Genomic DNA, 18,594 nt, shown 5'->3' with positions numbered 1-18,594 from the left:
GGTGTGTTGTTGCGTGGTGTGGGTCGTGATGATATCGAGCGGGGTCAGGTTCTGGCTAAGCCTGGTTCGATCACGCCGCATACGGGTTTTTCTGGGTCTGTGTACATCTTGAAGAAGGAGGAGGGTGGGCGTCATTCGGCGTTCTTCACGGGTTATCGTCCGCAGTTCTACTTTCGGACTACGGATGTGACTGGGGTTGTGACTCTTCCTTCGGATGTTGAGATGGTGATGCCGGGGGATAATGTTGAGTTGTCGGTTGAGTTGATCAAGCCGATCGCGATGGAGGAGGGTCTTCGTTTCGCGATTCGTGAGGGTGGGCGTACCGTTGGGGCGGGCGTCGTAACCAAGGTCACGAAGTAAGCCATGGCGACACCCCGCATCCGCATCAAGCTCAAGTCGTTCGACCACCGTAGCCTCGACAGCTCGGCGACGAAGATCGTCGAGACCGTCAGGCGCACGGGCGCCAAGGTGGCCGGCCCGGTGCCGCTGCCCACGCGCATCCGGCGGTTCTGCGTGCTCCGCGGCCCGTTCGTCGACAAGGACAGCCGCGAGCACTTCGAGATCCGCACGCACAACCGGCTCATCGACATCAAGACGCCGACCAAGAGCACGATCGACTCGCTCATGCACCTCGACCTCCCCACCGGGGTCGACATCGAGATCAAGACGGTCGGAGGCCGATAACACGTGAAGGGCATCCTCGGCACCAAGGTGGGCATGACCCAGGTCTGGCAGGGCGACCGGCTCGTCCCGGTCACGGTCCTGCTGGCCGGCCCGTGCCCCGTGGTGCAGCGCAAGACGACGGCCACGGACGGCTACGCGGCCGTCCAGCTGGGCTGGCGCGAGAAGAGCGAGAAGGCGGTGAGCAAGCCCCTCGCCGGCCACTTCAAGAAGGCGGGCGTGGCGCCGGTCCGCCACCTCGTCGAGTTCAGGGACTTCGAGCCCGACGGCGACCAGGTGACGGTGGAGTCGTTCGCCGCCGGCGAGAAGGTCGACGTCACCGCCACGTCCAAGGGCCGCGGCACGGCCGGCGTGATGAAGCGCTGGAACTTCGCCGGCATGCCCGCCAGCCACGGCACGAAGAAGAAGCACCGCCACCCCGGCTCGATCGGGCAGCGCAAGCTCCCCGGGCGCGTCTACAAGGGCAAGCGCATGGCGGGCCACTACGGCGCCGAGCGCGTCACGACCGTCGGCCTCGAGATCGTCGAGGTCCGCCCGGAGGACAACCTCCTCATCGTCAAGGGCGCGGTACCCGGACCCAACGGCGGGCTCGTCGAGGTGCGCGCCTCCAAGAGGAAGGTGAGCTGATGGCGGTCACGATCGACGTCATCGGGAGCGACCGCAAGGTCACGCTCGACCTGCCGGAGCCGAAGGAGTCCGTGCTGCACGAGGTCGTCGCCTGGCAGCTCGCCAAGCGGCGCCGCGGCACGGCCGCGACGAAGACGCGCGGCATGATGACCGGCTCCACCGCCAAGATCTGGCCTCAGAAGGGCACCGGTCGCGCGCGCCACGGCGACCGCAAGGCCCCTATCTTCGTAGGCGGGGGCACGGTCTTCGGTCCGCAGCCCCGCGACTACTCCTACACGCTGCCCAAGCGCGTCCGCCGGCTCGGCCTGCAGATGGCCATCGCCGCCAGGGCCAACGCCGGCAAGCTCACGCTCGTCGAGTCGTTCGGCATCAGCGGCAAGACCAAGGAGTTCGTCGCCTGGGCCAAGGCCAACGGCATCGACGGCAGCGAGCGCGTGCTCCTCGTCACCGACGACGAGCTGGCCCGCCGCGCCGCCCGCAACCTGCCCTGGGTCGACGTGCTGCCCAACGCGGGCCTTAACGTCTACGACGTGCTCCGCTCCGACCGCGTCGTCGCGGACGCCGCCCTGTTCGACGGGGAGGGGCCGCGGTGAACGCGAGCGAGGTCATCATCGGCCCGGTCCTGTCGGAGAAGGCAGTCACGGCCATGCAGACGGGCAAGTACACCTTCTACGTCCACCCGCGCGCGAACCGCGTGCAGGTCAAGGAGGCCGTGGAGACGGTCTTCGACGTCGACGTCACGCGGGTGAACCTCGTCAAGGTGCGCGGCAAGGTGAAGCGGATGGGCCGCTTCTCCGGCCGCACGGAGAACAGGCTCAAGGCCATCGTGACCCTCAGGCCCGGTCAGAGGATCGAGCAGCTCGAGGGCCTCTCGTAAGGAGGGAGGGAGAGAAGTGCCTACCAAGAAGTACCGACCGTACACCCCCTCCCGCCGCTTCATGACCACGTCCGACTTCGGCGAGGTCACGCGCAGCAAGCCCGAGAAGTCGCTGCTCAAGCCGATCAAGAAGTCGGGCGGGCGCAACAACATGGGCCGCATCACCTCGCGTTTCCGCGGGGGCGGCCACAAGCGCCGCTACCGCGTCGTCGACTTCAAGCGCCGCGACAAGTCCGGCGTGCCGGCGCGGGTCGCCGCCATCGAGTACGACCCGAACCGCAGCGCGAACATCGCCCTGCTGCACTACGCCGACGGCGAGAAGCGCTACATCCTGGCACCGGACAAGGTCTCGGTGGGCGCCACGCTGCTGGCCGGCGAGAGCGCCGAGCCGAACCCCGGCAACGCCATGCCCTTGAGGCTGGTACCCGTCGGCAGCGTCGTGCACGCCGTCGAGCTGGTGCCGGGCAAGGGCGCCCAGCTCGCCAGGTCCGCCGGCACCAGCCTGCAGATCCAGGGGCGCGACGGCGCCTACGTGACCGTCCGCATGCCCTCGGGCGAGCTGCGACGCGTGCACGGCGACTGCTACGCCACCATCGGCACGGTCGGCAACGCCGAGCACAAGAACATCGTGCTCGGGAAGGCCGGCCGCAAGCGCTGGCTGGGCCGCAAGCCGCACCAGCGCGGCCGCGCCATGAACCCTGTCGACCACCCCCACGGCGGCGGGGAGGGTCGCTCGACGGGCGGCAGGCCGCCCGTCAGCCCGTGGGGCCAGCAGGCGAAGGGCTACAAGACCCGCGACAAGCGCAAGGTCTCCGGTCGCTTCATCGTCCGCCGCCGGAAGGGGAAGTGAGCCATGGCTCGTAGCCTGAAGAAGGGGCCGTTCGTCGACGAGCACCTGCTGAAGAAGATCGACGCCGCCAACGCCTCCGGCGACAGGCGCGTCATCAAGACCTGGAGCCGGCGCTCCACCATCGTCCCCGAGATGGTCGGGCACACGATCGGCGTCTACAACGGCCGGCAGCACGTGCCCGTGTTCGTGCAGGAGACGATGGTCGGCCACAAGCTCGGCGAGTTCTCGCCCACCCGCACGTTCCGCGGCCACGGCGGGAACCGCAAGGAGTGACCGTGCCGCAGGCCAAGGCGTCGCTGAGGATGCTGCGCGTCACGCCACGCAAGACGCGCCTCGTCGCGGACCTGATCCGCGGCAAGGACGTCGCGCAGGCCGAGGCGATCCTCAAGTACACCGACAAGCGCGCCGCCGAGCCGCTCCTGAAGCTCCTCAAGAGCGCCCGCGCGAACGCCGTGAACAACCACGACATGTTCGACGACAGGCTGTTCGTGAAGGAGATCCAGGTCGGGGACGGGCCCACGCTGAAGCGCGCCATGCCGCGCGCCCGCGGACGAGCCGACCTCGTGCGGAAGCGGACCTGCCACGTGTCGATCACCCTGGAGGAACGCAGTGGGAAATAAGATCAATCCTGTCGGCTTCCGCCTCGGCGTGAACAAGCAGCCGTCCGCCCACTGGTACGCCAGCGCGAAGGACTACCCGAAGCTGCTGGCCGAGGACGAGAAGATCAGGCAGGTCGTGACCGAGGACGTCGGCCACTCGGGCATCTCGCGCATCGAGATCGAGCGCGCGGCCCACAACGTCAACGTCACGATCCACACCGCCAAGCCCGGCGTCGTCATCGGCCGCGGCGGCGAGTCGATCAAGTCGCTGCGCGCGAAGCTCGGCAAGTTCATCGGCGGCAACGTCGCCGTGAACGTGCAGGAGGTCCCGAACCCGAACACGAACGCCACGCTCGTCGCCCAGCGCATCGCCGAGCAGCTCGAGCGGCGCTTCGCGTTCCGCCGCGCCATGAAGCAGGCCGTGCAGCGCACGATGGAGTCCGGCGCGCGCGGCGTGAAGGTGCGCTGCTCGGGCCGCCTCGGCGGCGCCGAGCAGGCCCGCCCCGAGTGGTACGCCGAGGGCCGCGTGCCGCTGCAGACGCTCAGGGCCGACATCGACTACGGCACCGCCGAGGCCAACACGACCTACGGCGTCATCGGCGTCAAGGCCTGGGTGTTCCACGGCGAGATCGTCGGGGACAAGCAGCGCCGCGCCGCCGTCGTGCCGCGCCCGAAGACCGACGACGACAAGAAGAAGCGCCGCCGGCCGCAGGCTCGCCGCCGCGACGGACGCGGGCGCGACGCCCGCCCCCGGGCCCGTAGGGACTGAGGAAGATGCTGCTACCCAAACGCGTCAAGTACCGCAAGCAGATGCGCGGCCGCATGACCGGCAGCACCAAGGGCGGGGACTACGTCGCCTTCGGCGACTACGGCCTCGTCGCCCTGGAGCCGGGCTGGATCAAGTCGAACCAGATCGAGGCGTGCCGCATCACGATGAGCCGTTTCTTCAAGCGCGGCGGCAAGATCTACATCAGGATCTTCCCCGACAAGCCGATCACGAAGAAGCCGCAGGAAGTGCGCATGGGCAAGGGCAAGGGCGCCGTGGAGTACTGGGTCTCCGTCGTCAAGCCCGGCCGCGTGATGTTCGAGGTCTCGAACGTCACCGAGGAGCAGGCGCGCGAGGCCTTCAGGCTGGCGTCGCACAAGCTGCCCATCAAGACGAAGATGGTCAAGCGGGAGATCTACGATGAGGTCCAGTGAGGCTCGCCGGCTGAGCGGCGACGAGATCGCCGCCGAGGTCGAGAAGCGCCGCCAGGAGCTCCTCGACCTCCGCATCCAGTCCGCGATCGGCCAGACCTCCAACCCGCGCCGGATCAGGGCCGCCAAGCGCGAGATCGCGCGGCTCCTCACGATCGCCAAGGAGAAGGCTGAGAGCTGATGAAGAAGCTGATGCAGGGCCGCGTCGTGTCAGACAAGGCCGACAAGACCGTGACCGTCGTGGTCGAGCGGCGCTTCAAGCACCCGCTCTACGGCAAGGTCGTGACCGTGTCCAAGAAGTACCTGGCGCACGACGAGGGCAACGAGTTCGGCGTGGGAGACCTCGTCGAGATCGCCGCGAGCCGTCCGCTGAGCAAGCGCAAGCGCTGGGTCGTGACGCGCCTCGTCGAGAAGGCCCGCGCCTAAGGGACCAGTTGCGATGATCCAGCAAGAGACCTACCTCGACGTTGCCGACAACTCCGGCGCCCGCACGATCCAGTGCATCAGGGTGCTCGGCACCGGTCAGCAGTTCGTCGGCACCGTGGGCGACGTGATCGTGGCGGCCGTCAAGGACGCGATCCCGCACGCCGCCATCAAGAAGGGCGACGTCGTCAAGGCCGTGATCGTGCGGACGAAGAAGGAAGTCAACCGCAAGGACGGCTCCTCGATCCGCTTCGACTCGAACGCGGCCGTGATCATCAACAACCAGAACGAGCCGCGCGGCACGCGCGTGTTCGGTCCGGTCGCGCGCGAGCTGCGCGAGAAGCGCTTCATGCGCATCGTCTCGCTCGCGCCGGAGGTGCTGTGATGCCAGCGGTCAGGTCCCGCATCAGGAAGGGCGACCGCGTCCGCGTCATCGCCGGCAAGCACAAGGGCGAGGAGGGCGAGGTCATCAGCGTCCTCCGCGACAAGGGCCGCGTGCTCGTCAAGAACGTCAACATCATCAAGAAGGCTCGCAAGCCCACGCAGGACAACCCGCGCGGCGGCTTCGTCGAGCAGGAGGCCAGCATCCACATCAGCAACGTGCAGCTCGTCGACCCGCAGGAGAACAGGCCCACGCGCATCGGCGTGAGGGTCAAGGACGACGGCACGAAGGTGCGTGTCGCCAAGCGCAGCGGCGCCGAGCTGGACGAGTGAGGTCGCGAGTGGCAGGCATGGAACAGGTTCAGTCGCCCACCAGGCAGCGCTACCAGGCGGTGCGCCAGCAGCTCGTGGAGCGGCACGGCTACGGGAACGTGATGGCGGTCCCGCGCATCGAGAAGGTCGTCATCAACATGGGGCTCGGCGAGGCGCGCGAGGACTCGAAGGTGCTCGAGCGCGCCAGCCGCGAGCTCGCCCAGATCGCGCTGCAGCGCCCCGCCGTCACGCGGGCGAAGAAGTCGGTCTCGAACTTCAAGATCCGGGCCGGCATGCCCGTGGGGCTGCGCGTGACGCTGCGCGGCGTGCGCATGTGGTCGTTCCTCGACAGGCTCATCCACGTGGCGCTCCCGCGCGTGCGCGACTTCCGCGGCGTGCCCACGAGCAGCTTCGACGGGCGCGGGAACTACAGCCTCGGCATCCGCGAGCAGCTGGTGTTCCCCGAGATCGACTACGACCAGGTCGACGCCACGCGCGGCTTCGACGTCACCATCGTCACGACGGCGAAGACCGACGAGGAAGCCAGGACGCTGCTCGAGCTCATCGGCATGCCGTTCAGGAAGTAAGGAGAGGGAGGACGAGTGGCTACCAAGGCCCAGATCGCGAAGGCCCAGCGCCAGCCGAAGTTCAGGTCGCGCCAGATCAACCGCTGCGGACGCTGCGGACGGTCCCGCGCCTACCTGCGCGACTTCGGCCTCTGCCGCATCTGCATGCGCGAGATGGCGCACAAGGGCTACCTGCCCGGCGTCGTCAAGTCGAGCTGGTGAGGAGGCGCCGCCCCGGGGGCACCCCCGGGCCGGCCGGCGTGGCTGACAACAGAGAAGTCGCAAGGAAGCGGGGTAGAGGTCCTCGCGCACGCGGGGAAACCGCCCCCACGGAAGGAAGCTAGATGCAGACCGATCCGATCGCAGACATGCTGACGCGGATTCGCAACGCCGCCGCGGTCGCGATGCCCAGCGTCGACGTGCCGGCGAGCAAGTTCAAGAAGGCCCTGGCCGAGATCCTCGTCCGCGAGGGCTACCTCAAGGACGTCGAGGAGGTGGAGGAGGGCGGCAAGCGCGTCCTGCGCATCGGCCTGAAGTACGGGCCGAAGCGCCAGAGCGTGATCAGCTCGATCCGCCGCGTCTCGAAGCCTGGCCGTCGCGCCTACACCAAGTCGAAGGGCGTGCCCGTCGTGCGCGGCGGGCTGGGCCTCGCCATCATCTCCACCCCCCTGGGGCTCCTCGCCGACCGCGAGGCCCGCGCCAAGAACGTGGGCGGCGAGATCATCTGCGAGGTGTGGTGAGATGTCGCGCGTAGGCCGCAACCCCATCCGCCTCCCCAAGGGCGTCGAGGTCAAGGCCGGCACGCCCGGGGTCGTGGAGGTCAAGGGCCCCAAGGGCGCCCTGACCGTGAACGTGCACCCCTCGCTCGGCGTCGCGGTCGAGGACGGCGTCCTGACCGTGACGAGGCAGGGCGACGACCGCGAGCAGCGCGCCCAGCACGGCCTCGCCAGGGCGCTGATCGCGAACGCCGTGACCGGCGTGTCGGAGGGCTACACCCGCGACCTCGAGATCCACGGGGTGGGCTTCCGCTGCCAGATGAAGGGCCAGAACCTCGAGCTCTCGATCGGCTTCTCGCACCCCGTCGTCGTGGAGCCGCTGGAGGGCGTGACGCTGGCCGCGCCGGAGCCGACGAAGATCCAGGTGAGCGGCATCGACAAGCAGGCCGTCGGGCAGATGGCCGCCAACATCCGCGCGATAAGGCCGCCCGACGCCTACCACGGCAAGGGCGTCCGCTACGCGGGCGAGCAGGTCCGTCTCAAGCCGGGCAAGGCCGCCGCGCGCTGAGGTCTGAGCGATGAGCATGAACGTCAACGAACGCAGGCTGCGCCGCACCAACAGGACGCGCCGGAACCTCAGGCGGCCGGTCGACACCGGCAGGCTGCGCCTCTCGGTGTTCCGCAGCGCCAAGCACATCTACGCCCAGGTCATCGACGACCGCACGGGCAGGACCGTCGCCGAGGCCAACACCAAGAACGTCGAGGTCTCGGGCGACAAGACCGCGCAGGCCAAGGCCGTGGGCCTCGCCATCGCCCAGCGGGCGCTCGAGGCCGGCGTCAAGCGCGTGGTCTTCGACCGCGGCCCCTTCAAGTACCACGGACGCGTCAAGGCCCTCGCCGAAGGGGCCCGCGAGGGAGGCCTCGAGTTCTGATGGCTGACACCGACTTCGAAGACAAGGTCATCTTCATCCGCCGCACCGCCAAGACCTACAAGGGCGGCAGGCGGTTCCGCTTCGGCGCGATGGTCGTCATCGGCGACCGCAACGGCCGCGTCGGCCTCGGCCTCGGCAAGGCCCGCGAGGTGCCGGTCGCCGTGCAGAAGGGCCAGTACGTGGCGCGCCGCAACATCATCCGCGTGCCGATCGCCGAGCCCGGCACGATCCCGCACGAGGTAGTGGGCGAGCACGGCACCAGCCGCGTGCTGCTCAAGCCCGCCGGCGCCGGCACCGGCGTGATCGCCGGCAGCGTGCCGCGCGCGATCGTCGAGCTCGCGGGCTACCGCAACCTCCTCACCAAGGAGCTGGGCTCCCGCAACCAGACGAACGTCGCCTACGCCGTGATGGAGGGCCTCAAGCAGCTCAAGACCTACGAGGAGGCCAAGCGGGAGCGGGAGTCGGCGCGATGAAGGTCACGCTGCGCAGGAGCCTCATCGGCGTGCCCAAGGACCAGCGCGCGACCGTGCGGGCGCTGGGCCTGCGGAAGACCGGCGACTCCCGCGAGGTGAAGGACGACCCCAGCACCCGCGGGATGCTCAGGAAGGTCGCCTACCTTCTCGACATAGAAGGGTGGGAGGGCAAGTGAAGCTCAACGAACTACGGCCGGCGCCGGGGGCGAAGAAGGCCCGCAAGCGCGTCGGCCGCGGCGTGGGCAGCGGCCGGGGCAAGACCGCCGGACGCGGGCAGAAGGGCCAGAAGAGCCGCTCCGGCTACAGCGGCGGCGCGGGCTGGGAAGGCGGACGCTCGCGGCTGATCATGCGCCTGCCCAAGCGCGGGTTCACCCGCCCCAAGGCGCCGCTGCAGGTCGTGAACGTCGGCGACCTCAACGTCTTCGCCGCGGGCGACGAGGTCGACGCCGTCGCGCTGAAGGCGCGCGGGCTCGTGCGGCGCGCCGACCACCCCGTGAAGCTCCTCGGCGACGGCGCGCTCGAGGTGAAGGGCCTGACGATCCGCGTCGACCAGGCCTCGCGCGCCGCCGCCGAGGCGGTCGCCGCCGCCGGCGGCACGCTGGTGCTGCCGGAGGGCGAGGCCGAGGAGCCGGCGGGCTCCGCCGACGGGTCCGAGGAGAGCTAGCCGATGCTCCAGGCCTTCCGCAACGCCCTCGTCATCCCCGACCTGAGGAGGAAGCTCCTCGTCACGATCGGGCTGCTGGGCGCCTACCGCTTGATGGTGCACATCCCCACGCCGGGCGTCGACATCGACGCCCTGCAGGGGGGCGTGCTCTCGAGCGACATCTTCTCGCTGCTGAACTTCATCTCGGGCGGGAACTTCGAGGTCTTCTCGATCGCCGCGCTGGGGGTCGTCCCCTACATCACGGCGAGCATCATCATCCAGCTCCTCACCTCGATGTACCCGCCGCTCGAGCGGCTGGCGCGCGAGGGCGAGGAAGGCCGCCGCAAGATCACGCAGTACACGCGCCTCGGGGCCACGGCGCTCGGCGCCGTCCAGGCGCTGTTCCTCGCCGTGGCGCTGCTGGGGCCGTCCGGCGCGCTGAAGGTCGGCTGGAGCAACGGGCCCTTCTTCTGGTTCGTCGTCCTCGTCACGCAGGTCGCCGGCATCTCCATCGTGATGTGGCTGGGCGAGAAGATCACCGAGTACGGCGTGGGCAACGGCATCTCGCTGATCATCTACGCCGGCATCGTCGCGTCGTTCCCCGGCGCGCTGGGCCAGCAGCTCGCGCTCATCGGCACCGGCGAGGCCAACGTCTTCGGCCTGCTCATCTACTTCGTGCTGCTCGTCGCCGCGATCGCCGGCATGGTGCTGGTGCAGCAGTCCGAGCGCCGCATACCCGTGCAGTACGCGCGGAAGGTCGTGGGGCGCAAGGTGATGGGCGGTCAGTCCACCTACATCCCGCTGCGCCTCAACGCCGCCGGCGTGATCCCCATCATCTTCGCCGTGGCGATCCTGGTGCTCCCGCAGACGATCCTGGGGGCGTTCCCCAACATCGTGTGGATGCAGAACCTGGGGAACTGGTTCAACCCCGGCCAGTGGCAGGGCCTGCTCGTGAGCACCCTGCTGATCATCGCGTTCACGTACTTCTACACGCAGGTGTCGTTCGACCCGAAGCGCATCTCGGAGAACCTCCGCGAGTACGGCGGCTTCGTGCCCGGCGTGCGTCCGGGCCAGCCGACCACCGAGCACCTCACGCGCATCACGACCCGCATCACCCTGTGGGGCGCCCTGTTCCTCGGCGCCGTCAACGCGCTGCCCCAGGTCTTCGCCTGGATCACCGGCTCGGCGCAGCTGTCCTTCGCCTTCTCCGGCACCGGCCTGCTGATCATGGTCGGCGTCGCGCTCGACACCCTGCGGCAGCTCGAGTCGCAGCTGATGATGCGCCACTACGAGGGCTTCGTGCAGCGCGGACGCATCCGCGGACGCGGGAGGCGCTTCTAGGTGGCGCACCCCTCCGAGCCGACCGTCGTACTGCTCATGGGCCCTCCCGGAGCCGGGAAGGGCACCCAGGCGGCGAAGCTCGCCGCGTCCCGCGGCCTGACGAAGCTCTCGACCGGCGAGATGCTGCGCGACCACGTCAGGCGCGGCACCGAGCTGGGCCTGCGCGCGAAGAGCCTGATGGACGAGGGCGTGCTGGTCCCCGACGATCTCATCGTCGCCATGGTGCGCGACGAGCTCTCGCGGATGGACCCGGTGCGCGTGCTGCTCGACGGCTTCCCGCGGACGACCGGCCAGGCCAAGGCGCTCGACGCGATGCTCAAGGAGCTGGGCGCTCCCATCGACGCCGTGATCGTCCTCTCCGTCGACTCCGAGGAGCTGGTGCGGCGCCTCATGGGTCGCGCCGCCGCCGAGGGGCGCAGCGACGACAACGAGGACACCATCAGGACGCGCATGCAGGTCTACCAGGAGCAGACGAGGCCGCTCCTCGACTACTACCGCGCGGAGGGCAAGCTGCACAGGGTCAACGGCGTGGGTACCGAGGACGAGGTCCACGAGCGCATCGCGCAGGTCCTGGACGGTGTGAGCGCGTGATACTCAAGCGCCGCGCCGAGCTCGAGGTCATGGCCGAGGCCTGCGCCATCAACAGCGCGGCCCTCGAGGCCGTGGAGTCGGCGCTGCGCGTGGGCGTGTCGACCGCGGAGCTCGATAGGGTAGCCGAGGATGCTATACTCTCGCGCGGCGGGAAGCCCGCCTACAAGGGCTACAACGGCTTCCCCGCCACGCTCTGCACCTCCGTCAACGAGGTGGTCGTCCACGGGTTCCCCACGGACGAGCCGCTGAAGGACGGAGACATCGTTTCGGTCGACATCGGGACGTTCTACCGCGGATACGCCGCCGACATGGCGCGTACCTACGCGATCGGGACGGTCCCTGTCGAGACACAGCGCCTGCTCGAGGCGACCGAGCGGTCACTATACGCCGGTATCGCCGCCGCGCAGGCGGGAGCTCGTCTCGGCGACGTCTCCGCGGCCATCCAGGACGTCGTCGAGGGGGCTGGCTTCTGGGTAGTGAGGGAGTTCGTCGGCCACGGCATCGGCCGTGACCTCCACGAGCCTCCCGAGGTGCCCAACTTCGGTCGTGCCGGCACGGGACCCGTGCTCCGTCCCGGCCTCGTCCTGGCGATCGAGCCCATGGTGGCTCAGAGCCGCACCCGCGTGCTCGTCGCCGACGACGGCTGGACCGCTTACACGGAGAACGGCTCCCTGGCGGCGCACTTCGAGCACACCGTGGCCATCACGGAGGACGGTCCATGGGTGCTCACGGAACGGCGAGCCGCCGGGGGGAGAGACGAGGCGGCCGCCCACACAGGAGGTGTACATGGCGCGTAGACGCTCGGGTCCCCCCAGGCCGCCACGCGAGAACCGTCAGGAAGAGACGACCCAAGACACGATCCGCACGGAAGGCGTGGTCCTGGAAGCGCGTCCCAACACGACCTTCTTGGTCCAGCTGGACGCCGGTCCCGAGATCCTTGCCCACGTAGGGGGCAAGATGCGGCGCCATTACATCAGGATCCTCCCTGGCGACAGGGTGGTCGTCGAGATCAGCACGTACGACCCGGAGAAGGGTCGCATCGTCTACCGCAAGTAGGAGTCGGGATGAAGGTCAGGGCATCCGTCGAACCGCAAGTGAACGCGTGCGACAAGTGCGCGCACGTCTCGGGGGCGTACTGATGAAGGTGCGGGCATCCGTCGAACCGCAAGTGAACGCGTGCGACAAGTGCGCGCACGTCTCGGGGGCGTACTGATGAAGGTGCGGGCATCCGTCAAACCCATGTGCGACAAGTGCAAGGTCATCCGCCGGCACGGACGGGTCTACGTGATCTGCAGCGTGAACCCGAAGCACAAGCAGAGGCAGGGGTGAGGTGAGGCATGGCTAGGATCGCAGGGGTCGACCTCCCGCGCGAGAAGCGCGTGGAAGCGGCGCTGCCGTACATCTACGGCATCGGCTGGTCCCGCTCGCGGGACATCCTCGCCAAGGCGCAGGTGGACCCGGACACGCGGGTCAAGGACCTCACCGAGGTCGAGGTGGGGCGCCTCCGCGAGATCATCGACCGCGAGTACAAGGTCGAGGGCGACCTGCGCCGCGAGGTGCAGCTCAACATCAAGAGGCTCATGGACATCGGCTGCTACCGCGGGCTGCGCCACCGCCGCGGACTGCCGGTGCGCGGCCAGTCGACGAAGACGAACGCCCGGACGCGCAAGGGCCCCCGCCGCACCGTGGCCGGCAAGAAGAAGGCGCCGAAGAAGTGAGGCTGATGCAGCATGGCTAAGGCTGGCTCCACCAAGACCACGAAGAAGCGGGTCAAGCGCAACCTCGCGGAGGGCAAGGCGTTCATCCACGCCTCGTACAACAACACCATCGTCACGATCACCGACATGGACGGCAACACCGTGGCCTGGTCCTCGGCCGGCTCGATCGGCTACAAGGGCTCGAAGAAGGGCACGCCTTACGCCGCGCAGCTCGCCGCCGCCGACGCGACCCGCAAGGCCCAGAACATGGGCATCTCGCAGGTCGACATCGTCATCCGCGGCACCGGCTCGGGCCGCGAGCAGGCGATCAGGTCGATCCAGGCCACCGGCGTGAACGTCCGCACGATCATCGACGACACCCCGACCCCGCACAACGGCTGCCGGCCGCGCAAGCGGAAGCGCCCGTAGGGAGCTGAAGGAGAGACATGGGTCGCTACAGAGGACCGGTAGTCAAGCTCTGCCGCCGCGAGGGCGTGAACCTCATCGAGACGCCGAAGGTCCAGCGCTACATGGAGGCTCACCCGTACCCGCCAGGGCAGCACGGCCAGCGCCGTCGCCGCAAGCCCAGCGACTACGGGGTGCGCCTGCGCGAGAAGCAGAAGCTGCGCATCTACTACAACATGAGCGAGAAGCAGTTCCGGAACCTGTTCGAGGAGGCCGCCAAGGCCGAGGGCTCGACGGGCTCCGTGTTCCTCCAGCTCCTCGAGTCGAGGCTCGACAACGTCGTCTACCGCCTCGGCATCGCCTACACGCGCCGCCAGGCGCGCCAGTTCGTGTCGCACGGCCACATCCTCGTCAACGGCAAGCGGGTCGACATCCCGTCGTACCGCCTCCGTCCCGGCGACGAGATCGAGGTCGCGCCGCGCGCCAAGAAGAACCCGGTGATCCGCGCCAACGTCGAGGAGCGCCGCCGCGGCAAGCTCAGCCCGTGGCTCGAGTTCGACCCCGAGACGCTCAAGGGCAGGTTCCTGCACCGCCCGGCTCGCGAGGACATCGTCGTCCCCGTCAACGAGCTGCAGGTCATCGAGTACTACTCGCGTTGACAGCGGCGTGAACCTCGAAGGCCTAGTCCAGGAGGTACAGGTGCAAATCATCCCCGAGTTCAAGGCCAAGGTGGGACCCGACTACGGCGAGTTCGTCGTCGAGCCGCTCCCCCGCGGCTACGGCGTCACGCTCGGCAACCCGCTACGGCGCATCCTGCTGTCCTCCGTGCCGGGGACAGCGGTCACGAGCGTCTACATCGAGGACGTCCTGCACGAGTTCTCCACGATCCCCGGGGTCAAGGAGGACGTCATGCAGATCATCCTCAACCTCAAGGAGCTGGTCGTGAAGCTCCACGAGGACGACGTCGTGACGCTCATGCTCCGCGCCGAGAAGGAGGGGCCCGTCACGGCCGCCGACTTCGACGTGCCGTCGAGCGCCGAGATCATCAACCCCGACCTGCACATCGCCACCCTCGCCAAGGGCGGCAAGCTGGTCATGGAGGTCCGCGTGGAGCGCGGCACCGGCTACGTGCCGGCCGAGGTCCACGGCACGAAGGACCGCATCAACTCGATCCCGGTGGACGCCGTCTTCACGCCCGTGAAGCGCGTCGCCTACCGCGTCGAGGACACCCGCGTCGGTCAGCGCACCGACCTCGACCGCCTGCTCCTGCGCGTGTGGACCGACGGCAGCATCGACCCGCGCACCGCCCTCGACCACGCCGTCGAGACGCTCCGCAGCCAGCTCGCCGTGTTCAACGGCGAGGGCACCGAGGCCAGCGAGGAGAAGGCGCCCGTCATCACGATCCCCTCGGCCAAGCCCACCGAGGAGCCGCCCGCCCGGCCCGACCAGGTGATCCTCTCGCTCGAGAGCCTCGACCTCTCCAGCCGCGTCCTGCACTCGCTGCAGGAGGAGGGCATCGACTCCGTCAACGCCCTCCTGGCGCTCTCGGAGCGCGACCTCAAGAAGGTCGGCGGCGTGGGCGAGAAGTCGCTCGAGGAGATCAAGGAGCGGCTGGCCGCCAAGGGCCTGAAGCTCAAGGAGTAGAGCATGCGTCACCTCTCAAGCGGCCGCAAGCTGAGCCGGTCGAGCAGCCACCGCGTCGCCCTGGCCCGCAGCCAGGCGACGGCGCTGCTGCGCCACGGGCGCATCAAGACCACGCTGGCCAAGGCCAAGAACCTCCAGCCGTACGTCGAGAAGCTGATCACCACGGCCCGCGGCGGCGACCTGCACGCCCGCAGGCTCATCGCCCGCGAGATCCACGACCGCGAGGTGCAGCGCAAGCTGATGAACGAGATCGCCCCGCGCTACGCGCAGCGACCCGGCGGCTACACCCGGGTCCTGAAGCTGACGACCCGCCGCGGCGACGGCGTCCAGGAGGCGCTCGTGGAGCTCGTCACCGAGTGAGCCGCTGACGCGGCCCCAGGGGTCGCGGCGGCACCGGGCCGGAAGGCCCTATCTGTCGAGAGCGAGGCGCGTCCAGCGGGGCGCGCCTCTTCTCGTGCGCGGCGCCTGGCGGCTCATCGGAGACGCCGCGGCGCCCGTCGGCGCGTCAGGTCGCCGTACGCGCGCCGCGGCGCACCGCGGGCCTGGCGGGCGTCTCCACGCTCACGCCCCGCGCCGCAGCGCGGGCGCGAAGCTGTGGCCGGGGCCGGCCCACGCCTCGCCGAGCAGGTCGGCGACGGTGGCGCCGACGTCGGCGAACGACCGGCGGGTGCCCAGGTCGCGTCCGGGCACGCCGGGCGAGTGGGCGAGGAGCAGGCCGTGCTCGCGGGTGTGGTCGCTGCCGTACCAGGTCGGGTCGTTGCCGTGGTCGCTCACCAGCATCAGCACGTCGCCCTCCCTCACGGCGGCGAGCAGCTCGGGCAGCCGCTCGTCGAACGCGCGGAGCGCCGCGGCGTAGCCCGCCAGGTCGCGCCTGTGGCCGTAGACGGAGTCGAACTCCACGAGGTTCGTCATGATCAGCCCGTTCACGCCCGCTCCCATCAGCCGCAGCGTGGCGTCGAGGCCCTCGCGGTTCGTGCCGGCCTTCACCTCGCGCGTGAAGCCGCGGTGGGCGTAGATGTCGGGCACCTTGCCCACGCCCACGACCTCGCGTCCCGCCGCCTTCAGGGCGTCGAGGACCGTGGGCAGCTCGGGCGCCAGTGAGAGGTCGCGCCGGTCCCCGCCGCGGCGGACGAACGCGCCGGGAGGTCCCTCGAACGGGCGGGCGATGACCCTGGCCACGGCGTGCTCGCCCACGAGGATGCGCCGCGCCGCCTCGCACCAGGCGTAGAGCGTCTCTAGCGGCACGACGTCCACGTGCGCGGCGACCTGGAACACGCTGTCGGCGCTGGTGTAGACGATGGGGTAGCCGGTGCGCAGGTGCTCCTCGCCGAGCTCGGCGATGATCTCCGTGCCCGAGGCGGGCCTGTTGCCGAGGTGACCGCGGCCGGTGGCGGCGTCGAAGGCCGCCATGACCTCGTCCGGGAAGCGCTCGTAGGTCCTGAACGGGTGCTGGAGCACGACGCCCATGAACTCCCAGTGGCCCGTCGTCGTGTCCTTGCCGGGCGACACCTCGCGCAGGCGGCCGAACGAGGCCAGCGGGTCCGGCACGGCCGGCAGCGAGCTCACGCCCTCGACGTTCCCGAGGCCCATGGCCGTGAGGTTCGGGAGGGCGAGGCCGGCGCCCCGCACCACGTGGTCGAGCGTGTGCGCGCCGGCGTCACCGCCGCGCGCCGGGTCGCCGAAGCCGTCGGCGTCTGGCAGCGCGCCCACGCCCACGGAGTCGAGGACGACGAGGGTCACGGTCATGGGCCGAGCTTACGTCCTGGGCGCGGCTCCGTCCGGTGGGCTGCCGCGGCGGGGGCGCCCGGGACAGCCGCCCGCGGCGGCGGGGGACGGTGACGGCAGGGCCCGCCGCGCGCCCTCGCGGTGGCGAGGCCGCCGCGCGCCCCTGCGATACAGTTCTCAGGTGTCCCTGGTCGCGCTGATCACGGCCGCCCTCGACGAGCTGATGCCGGGCGGCAGGCGGTGGCTCGTCGCCGTCTCGGGCGGCTCCGACTCGGTGGCGGCGCTGCGGCTGCTCCTCGAGGCGGGGCGCGACGTCGTGGCGGGGCACGTCGACCACCGCCTGCGACCGACCTCGGGGGACGACGCGCGGTTCGTGGCCGAGCTCTGCGACGGCCTGGGCGTGCGACTGGCGGCGACGACCGTGGACGTGGCCGCCGTGGCGCGCGAGCGCGGCTGGAACCTCGAGGACGCCGCCAGGCGCGTGCGCTACGCGTTCCTGCACCGCGCGGCCGGGGAGCTCGGCGCCGACGGCATCGTCGTGGCCCACACGCGCGACGACCAGGCGGAGACGTTCCTGCGCCAGGCCCTGCGCGGCACCGCGTTCCCGGCGGGCATCCCGCCGCGCCGCGGGCTCGTCGTCAGGCCCCTGCTGGGGGCGAGCCGCGCCGAGCTGCGGGAGTACCTGGTCGGGATCGGCCAGGCGTGGCGGGAGGACGAGACGAACCTCGACGTGCTCGGCCAGGAGCGCGCCTGGCTGAGGCACCAGGTGCTGCCGCTCCTCGAGACCCGTTACCCGCGCGCCGCCCCTGCTCTCGCCCGCACCGCGGCGGGCATCGCCGACGCGCGCGACGCGCTCATGGCGCTGGCGGCGCAGCGCCTCGGCACGCGGAGCCTCAGCGCCGCGGCGCTGGCCAGGGAGCGCCCCGGGCTGCAGCGCGCGGCGGTGGCGGGCCTGCTCGAGGCGGCGGGCGCGGTGCCGAGCCACGACCTCGTCGAGGAGGCCGTGGCGGCCGTCGCCAGGGCGTCCGCTGGGGAGCGCGCGGCGCCCTGGCGGCGCGACGTCGGGGGCGGCAAGGTCCTGCGCCTGGCCTACGGCCGGCTCGAGGTCGTCGCCAGGGGGACCGCGCCGGCCCGCGGGGACCCCGTGGCGGTCAGGGGCCCGGCCGACATGTCAGCGGTCCTCGGCGGCGAGATCGTGCCTCCGGTGCGGCCCGAGGCGCTGGCGGACCTCGCGGCGCAGCGCGGCGACGCGCTGGTGGTCAGGACACGTCGCCGCGGCGACCGCGTCCGCCTCTCCGGCGGCACGAGGCTCCTCTCCGACCTCCTCGTCGACCTCAAGGTCCCCCGGGAGGACCGCGACCGCCTGCGCGTGCTGGCCGCGGACGGCGAGGTCTTCTGGGTCGAGGGCCTGGCGGCGTCGCCGGGCCTCCTCGACACCGCGGCCAAGGGCGACGCCGACTGGATGCGCGTGGCGCTGCGGGAGGCCGAGCTGGCGGCGGCCGCCGGCGAGGTGCCCGTGGGCGCGGCCGTCGTCAGGGACGGCGAGCTGCTGGCCGCCGCCCGCAACAGGACGGAGGCGGACGGCGACCCCAGCGCCCACGCCGAGGTGCTGGCGCTGCGCGCCGCCGCGTCCGCGGGCGACCGCCGCCTCGAGGGCGCCACGCTCTACGTGACGCTGGAGCCGTGCCCGATGTGCTTCGGCGCCGTCCTCCAGACGCGCGTCGCCCGCGTCGTCTACGGGGCCGACAACCTGCGCGAGGGAGCGCTCGGCAGCGTGGTGGACCTGCGCGCCGGCGCCTTCAAGCGCCTGCCGGCGGTCGAGGGCGGCCTGCTGGCGAAGGAGAGCGCCAGGCTGCTCAGGAGCTTCTTCGCGGAGCGGCGCGGCGGGGAGCACGGCTGAGGGCGCAGCGCCGC

Annotated in this window: 34 protein-coding genes; 33 read left to right on the top strand and 1 reads right to left on the bottom strand. The window is 70.4% G+C overall.

Annotated features, from left to right (window positions below; translation table 11 throughout):
* From tuf to rplQ, 32 genes are all read left to right on the top strand, one after another.
* Positions 1 to 360, top strand: a 360-nt coding sequence (tuf, locus tag VF202_08895) for an elongation factor Tu (GenBank protein HEX7040215.1), incomplete at its 5' end; no start/stop codon positions are given.
* Between the two features lie 3 nt (positions 361 to 363).
* A complete protein-coding gene (gene rpsJ, locus VF202_08890; GenBank protein HEX7040214.1) occupies positions 364 to 684 on the top strand; it encodes a 30S ribosomal protein S10 in 321 nt (106 codons plus the stop codon).
* Between the two features lie 3 nt (positions 685 to 687).
* The gene (gene rplC, locus VF202_08885; GenBank protein ID HEX7040213.1) at positions 688 to 1,308 is read left to right on the top strand and encodes a 50S ribosomal protein L3; all 621 of its coding nucleotides are present in this window, start codon (positions 688 to 690) and stop codon (positions 1,306 to 1,308) included.
* A complete protein-coding gene (rplD, locus tag VF202_08880) occupies positions 1,308 to 1,901 on the top strand; it encodes a 50S ribosomal protein L4 (GenBank protein HEX7040212.1) in 594 nt (197 codons plus the stop codon). Before rplC ends, rplD begins: the two co-directional genes overlap by 1 nt.
* A complete protein-coding gene (rplW, locus tag VF202_08875) occupies positions 1,898 to 2,185 on the top strand; it encodes a 50S ribosomal protein L23 (protein ID HEX7040211.1) in 288 nt (95 codons plus the stop codon). The genes rplD and rplW overlap by 4 nt, the downstream gene beginning before the upstream one ends.
* A gap of 16 nt (positions 2,186 to 2,201) precedes the next feature.
* Positions 2,202 to 3,035 carry a 50S ribosomal protein L2 gene (gene rplB / locus VF202_08870; GenBank protein ID HEX7040210.1) on the top strand — a complete coding sequence of 278 codons (834 nt, stop codon included), beginning with the start codon at positions 2,202 to 2,204 and terminating at the stop codon, positions 3,033 to 3,035.
* A 3-nt stretch (positions 3,036 to 3,038) separates the two neighbouring features.
* Positions 3,039 to 3,308, top strand: coding sequence for a 30S ribosomal protein S19 (gene rpsS, locus VF202_08865; GenBank protein ID HEX7040209.1), 270 nt, complete (start codon positions 3,039 to 3,041; stop codon positions 3,306 to 3,308).
* A 29-nt stretch (positions 3,309 to 3,337) separates the two neighbouring features.
* Positions 3,338 to 3,655 (top strand): 50S ribosomal protein L22, encoded by a 318-nt coding sequence (rplV, locus tag VF202_08860; GenBank protein HEX7040208.1) that lies wholly within the window; start codon positions 3,338 to 3,340, stop codon positions 3,653 to 3,655.
* Positions 3,645 to 4,403, top strand: coding sequence for a 30S ribosomal protein S3 (rpsC, locus tag VF202_08855; GenBank protein HEX7040207.1), 759 nt, complete (start codon positions 3,645 to 3,647; stop codon positions 4,401 to 4,403). The genes rplV and rpsC overlap by 11 nt, the downstream gene beginning before the upstream one ends.
* A 5-nt stretch (positions 4,404 to 4,408) precedes the next feature.
* Complete coding sequence (gene rplP, locus VF202_08850) at positions 4,409 to 4,834, top strand: 50S ribosomal protein L16 (protein ID HEX7040206.1); 426 nt, start codon at positions 4,409 to 4,411, stop codon at positions 4,832 to 4,834.
* Positions 4,821 to 5,012: a 50S ribosomal protein L29 gene (gene rpmC, locus VF202_08845; protein ID HEX7040205.1), complete on the top strand. Its 192-nt coding sequence runs from the start codon at positions 4,821 to 4,823 to the stop codon at positions 5,010 to 5,012. Before rplP ends, rpmC begins: the two co-directional genes overlap by 14 nt.
* Entirely contained in the window at positions 5,012 to 5,257 is a 246-nt protein-coding gene (rpsQ, locus tag VF202_08840; protein ID HEX7040204.1) for a 30S ribosomal protein S17, read from the top strand. Before rpmC ends, rpsQ begins: the two co-directional genes overlap by 1 nt.
* A 13-nt stretch (positions 5,258 to 5,270) precedes the next feature.
* The gene (rplN, locus tag VF202_08835) at positions 5,271 to 5,639 is read left to right on the top strand and encodes a 50S ribosomal protein L14 (GenBank protein ID HEX7040203.1); all 369 of its coding nucleotides are present in this window, start codon (positions 5,271 to 5,273) and stop codon (positions 5,637 to 5,639) included.
* Positions 5,639 to 5,968 carry a 50S ribosomal protein L24 gene (gene rplX, locus VF202_08830; protein HEX7040202.1) on the top strand — a complete coding sequence of 110 codons (330 nt, stop codon included), beginning with the start codon at positions 5,639 to 5,641 and terminating at the stop codon, positions 5,966 to 5,968. The genes rplN and rplX overlap by 1 nt, the downstream gene beginning before the upstream one ends.
* A gap of 17 nt (positions 5,969 to 5,985) precedes the next feature.
* Positions 5,986 to 6,534, top strand: coding sequence for a 50S ribosomal protein L5 (gene rplE / locus VF202_08825; GenBank protein ID HEX7040201.1), 549 nt, complete (start codon positions 5,986 to 5,988; stop codon positions 6,532 to 6,534).
* Positions 6,535 to 6,549: 15 nt separating this feature from the next.
* Positions 6,550 to 6,735, top strand: coding sequence for a type Z 30S ribosomal protein S14 (locus tag VF202_08820; protein HEX7040200.1), 186 nt, complete (start codon positions 6,550 to 6,552; stop codon positions 6,733 to 6,735).
* Between the two features lie 122 nt (positions 6,736 to 6,857).
* On the top strand, positions 6,858 to 7,253 hold the full coding sequence (rpsH, locus tag VF202_08815) for a 30S ribosomal protein S8 (GenBank protein ID HEX7040199.1): 396 nt from the start codon (positions 6,858 to 6,860) through the stop codon (positions 7,251 to 7,253).
* Position 7,254: 1 nt separating this feature from the next.
* The gene (gene rplF / locus VF202_08810) at positions 7,255 to 7,797 is read left to right on the top strand and encodes a 50S ribosomal protein L6 (protein ID HEX7040198.1); all 543 of its coding nucleotides are present in this window, start codon (positions 7,255 to 7,257) and stop codon (positions 7,795 to 7,797) included.
* A gap of 16 nt (positions 7,798 to 7,813) precedes the next feature.
* Entirely contained in the window at positions 7,814 to 8,161 is a 348-nt protein-coding gene (gene rplR, locus VF202_08805; GenBank protein ID HEX7040197.1) for a 50S ribosomal protein L18, read from the top strand.
* The gene (gene rpsE / locus VF202_08800) at positions 8,161 to 8,634 is read left to right on the top strand and encodes a 30S ribosomal protein S5 (protein ID HEX7040196.1); all 474 of its coding nucleotides are present in this window, start codon (positions 8,161 to 8,163) and stop codon (positions 8,632 to 8,634) included. The genes rplR and rpsE overlap by 1 nt, the downstream gene beginning before the upstream one ends.
* Positions 8,631 to 8,810 carry a 50S ribosomal protein L30 gene (gene rpmD, locus VF202_08795; GenBank protein ID HEX7040195.1) on the top strand — a complete coding sequence of 60 codons (180 nt, stop codon included), beginning with the start codon at positions 8,631 to 8,633 and terminating at the stop codon, positions 8,808 to 8,810. Before rpsE ends, rpmD begins: the two co-directional genes overlap by 4 nt.
* Positions 8,807 to 9,298 carry a 50S ribosomal protein L15 gene (gene rplO, locus VF202_08790; protein ID HEX7040194.1) on the top strand — a complete coding sequence of 164 codons (492 nt, stop codon included), beginning with the start codon at positions 8,807 to 8,809 and terminating at the stop codon, positions 9,296 to 9,298. The genes rpmD and rplO overlap by 4 nt, the downstream gene beginning before the upstream one ends.
* Positions 9,299 to 9,301: 3 nt before the next feature.
* Positions 9,302 to 10,618 carry a preprotein translocase subunit SecY gene (gene secY / locus VF202_08785; GenBank protein ID HEX7040193.1) on the top strand — a complete coding sequence of 439 codons (1,317 nt, stop codon included), beginning with the start codon at positions 9,302 to 9,304 and terminating at the stop codon, positions 10,616 to 10,618.
* A complete protein-coding gene (locus tag VF202_08780) occupies positions 10,619 to 11,209 on the top strand; it encodes an adenylate kinase (protein ID HEX7040192.1) in 591 nt (196 codons plus the stop codon). It abuts the gene before it with no gap.
* On the top strand, positions 11,206 to 12,006 hold the full coding sequence (map, locus tag VF202_08775) for a type I methionyl aminopeptidase (GenBank protein HEX7040191.1): 801 nt from the start codon (positions 11,206 to 11,208) through the stop codon (positions 12,004 to 12,006). The genes VF202_08780 and map overlap by 4 nt, the downstream gene beginning before the upstream one ends.
* Positions 11,996 to 12,265, top strand: a complete 270-nt coding sequence (infA, locus tag VF202_08770; GenBank protein HEX7040190.1) for a translation initiation factor IF-1 — start codon at positions 11,996 to 11,998, stop codon at positions 12,263 to 12,265. Before map ends, infA begins: the two co-directional genes overlap by 11 nt.
* Before the next feature lie 156 nt (positions 12,266 to 12,421).
* The gene (gene rpmJ, locus VF202_08765) at positions 12,422 to 12,538 is read left to right on the top strand and encodes a 50S ribosomal protein L36 (GenBank protein HEX7040189.1); all 117 of its coding nucleotides are present in this window, start codon (positions 12,422 to 12,424) and stop codon (positions 12,536 to 12,538) included.
* A gap of 8 nt (positions 12,539 to 12,546) precedes the next feature.
* Positions 12,547 to 12,927, top strand: a complete 381-nt coding sequence (gene rpsM, locus VF202_08760; protein ID HEX7040188.1) for a 30S ribosomal protein S13 — start codon at positions 12,547 to 12,549, stop codon at positions 12,925 to 12,927.
* Positions 12,928 to 12,939: 12 nt separating this feature from the next.
* Entirely contained in the window at positions 12,940 to 13,335 is a 396-nt protein-coding gene (gene rpsK / locus VF202_08755; protein ID HEX7040187.1) for a 30S ribosomal protein S11, read from the top strand.
* A 17-nt stretch (positions 13,336 to 13,352) separates the two neighbouring features.
* Positions 13,353 to 13,970, top strand: coding sequence for a 30S ribosomal protein S4 (rpsD, locus tag VF202_08750; GenBank protein HEX7040186.1), 618 nt, complete (start codon positions 13,353 to 13,355; stop codon positions 13,968 to 13,970).
* Positions 13,971 to 14,010: 40 nt separating this feature from the next.
* A complete protein-coding gene (locus VF202_08745; protein ID HEX7040185.1) occupies positions 14,011 to 14,955 on the top strand; it encodes a DNA-directed RNA polymerase subunit alpha in 945 nt (314 codons plus the stop codon).
* A 3-nt stretch (positions 14,956 to 14,958) separates the two neighbouring features.
* Positions 14,959 to 15,315 (top strand): 50S ribosomal protein L17, encoded by a 357-nt coding sequence (gene rplQ, locus VF202_08740; GenBank protein HEX7040184.1) that lies wholly within the window; start codon positions 14,959 to 14,961, stop codon positions 15,313 to 15,315.
* Between the two features lie 201 nt (positions 15,316 to 15,516).
* Here the strand turns inward: rplQ and VF202_08735 are convergent, their stop codons facing one another.
* The gene (locus tag VF202_08735) at positions 15,517 to 16,701 is read right to left on the bottom strand and encodes a phosphopentomutase (GenBank protein ID HEX7040183.1); all 1,185 of its coding nucleotides are present in this window, start codon (positions 16,699 to 16,701) and stop codon (positions 15,517 to 15,519) included.
* Positions 16,702 to 16,861: 160 nt separating this feature from the next.
* Between VF202_08735 and tilS the strand changes: the two genes are divergently transcribed.
* Positions 16,862 to 18,580: a tRNA lysidine(34) synthetase TilS gene (gene tilS / locus VF202_08730; GenBank protein HEX7040182.1), complete on the top strand. Its 1,719-nt coding sequence runs from the start codon at positions 16,862 to 16,864 to the stop codon at positions 18,578 to 18,580.
* Positions 18,581 to 18,594 lie beyond the last annotated feature (14 nt).

It is taken from the genome of Trueperaceae bacterium (assembly GCA_036381035.1).
Taxonomy (GTDB): Bacteria; Deinococcota; Deinococci; order Deinococcales; family Trueperaceae; genus DASRWD01.
The sequence above is the reverse complement of the archived record's forward strand: the minus strand, read 5'-3'. Positions and strand labels throughout refer to the sequence as shown.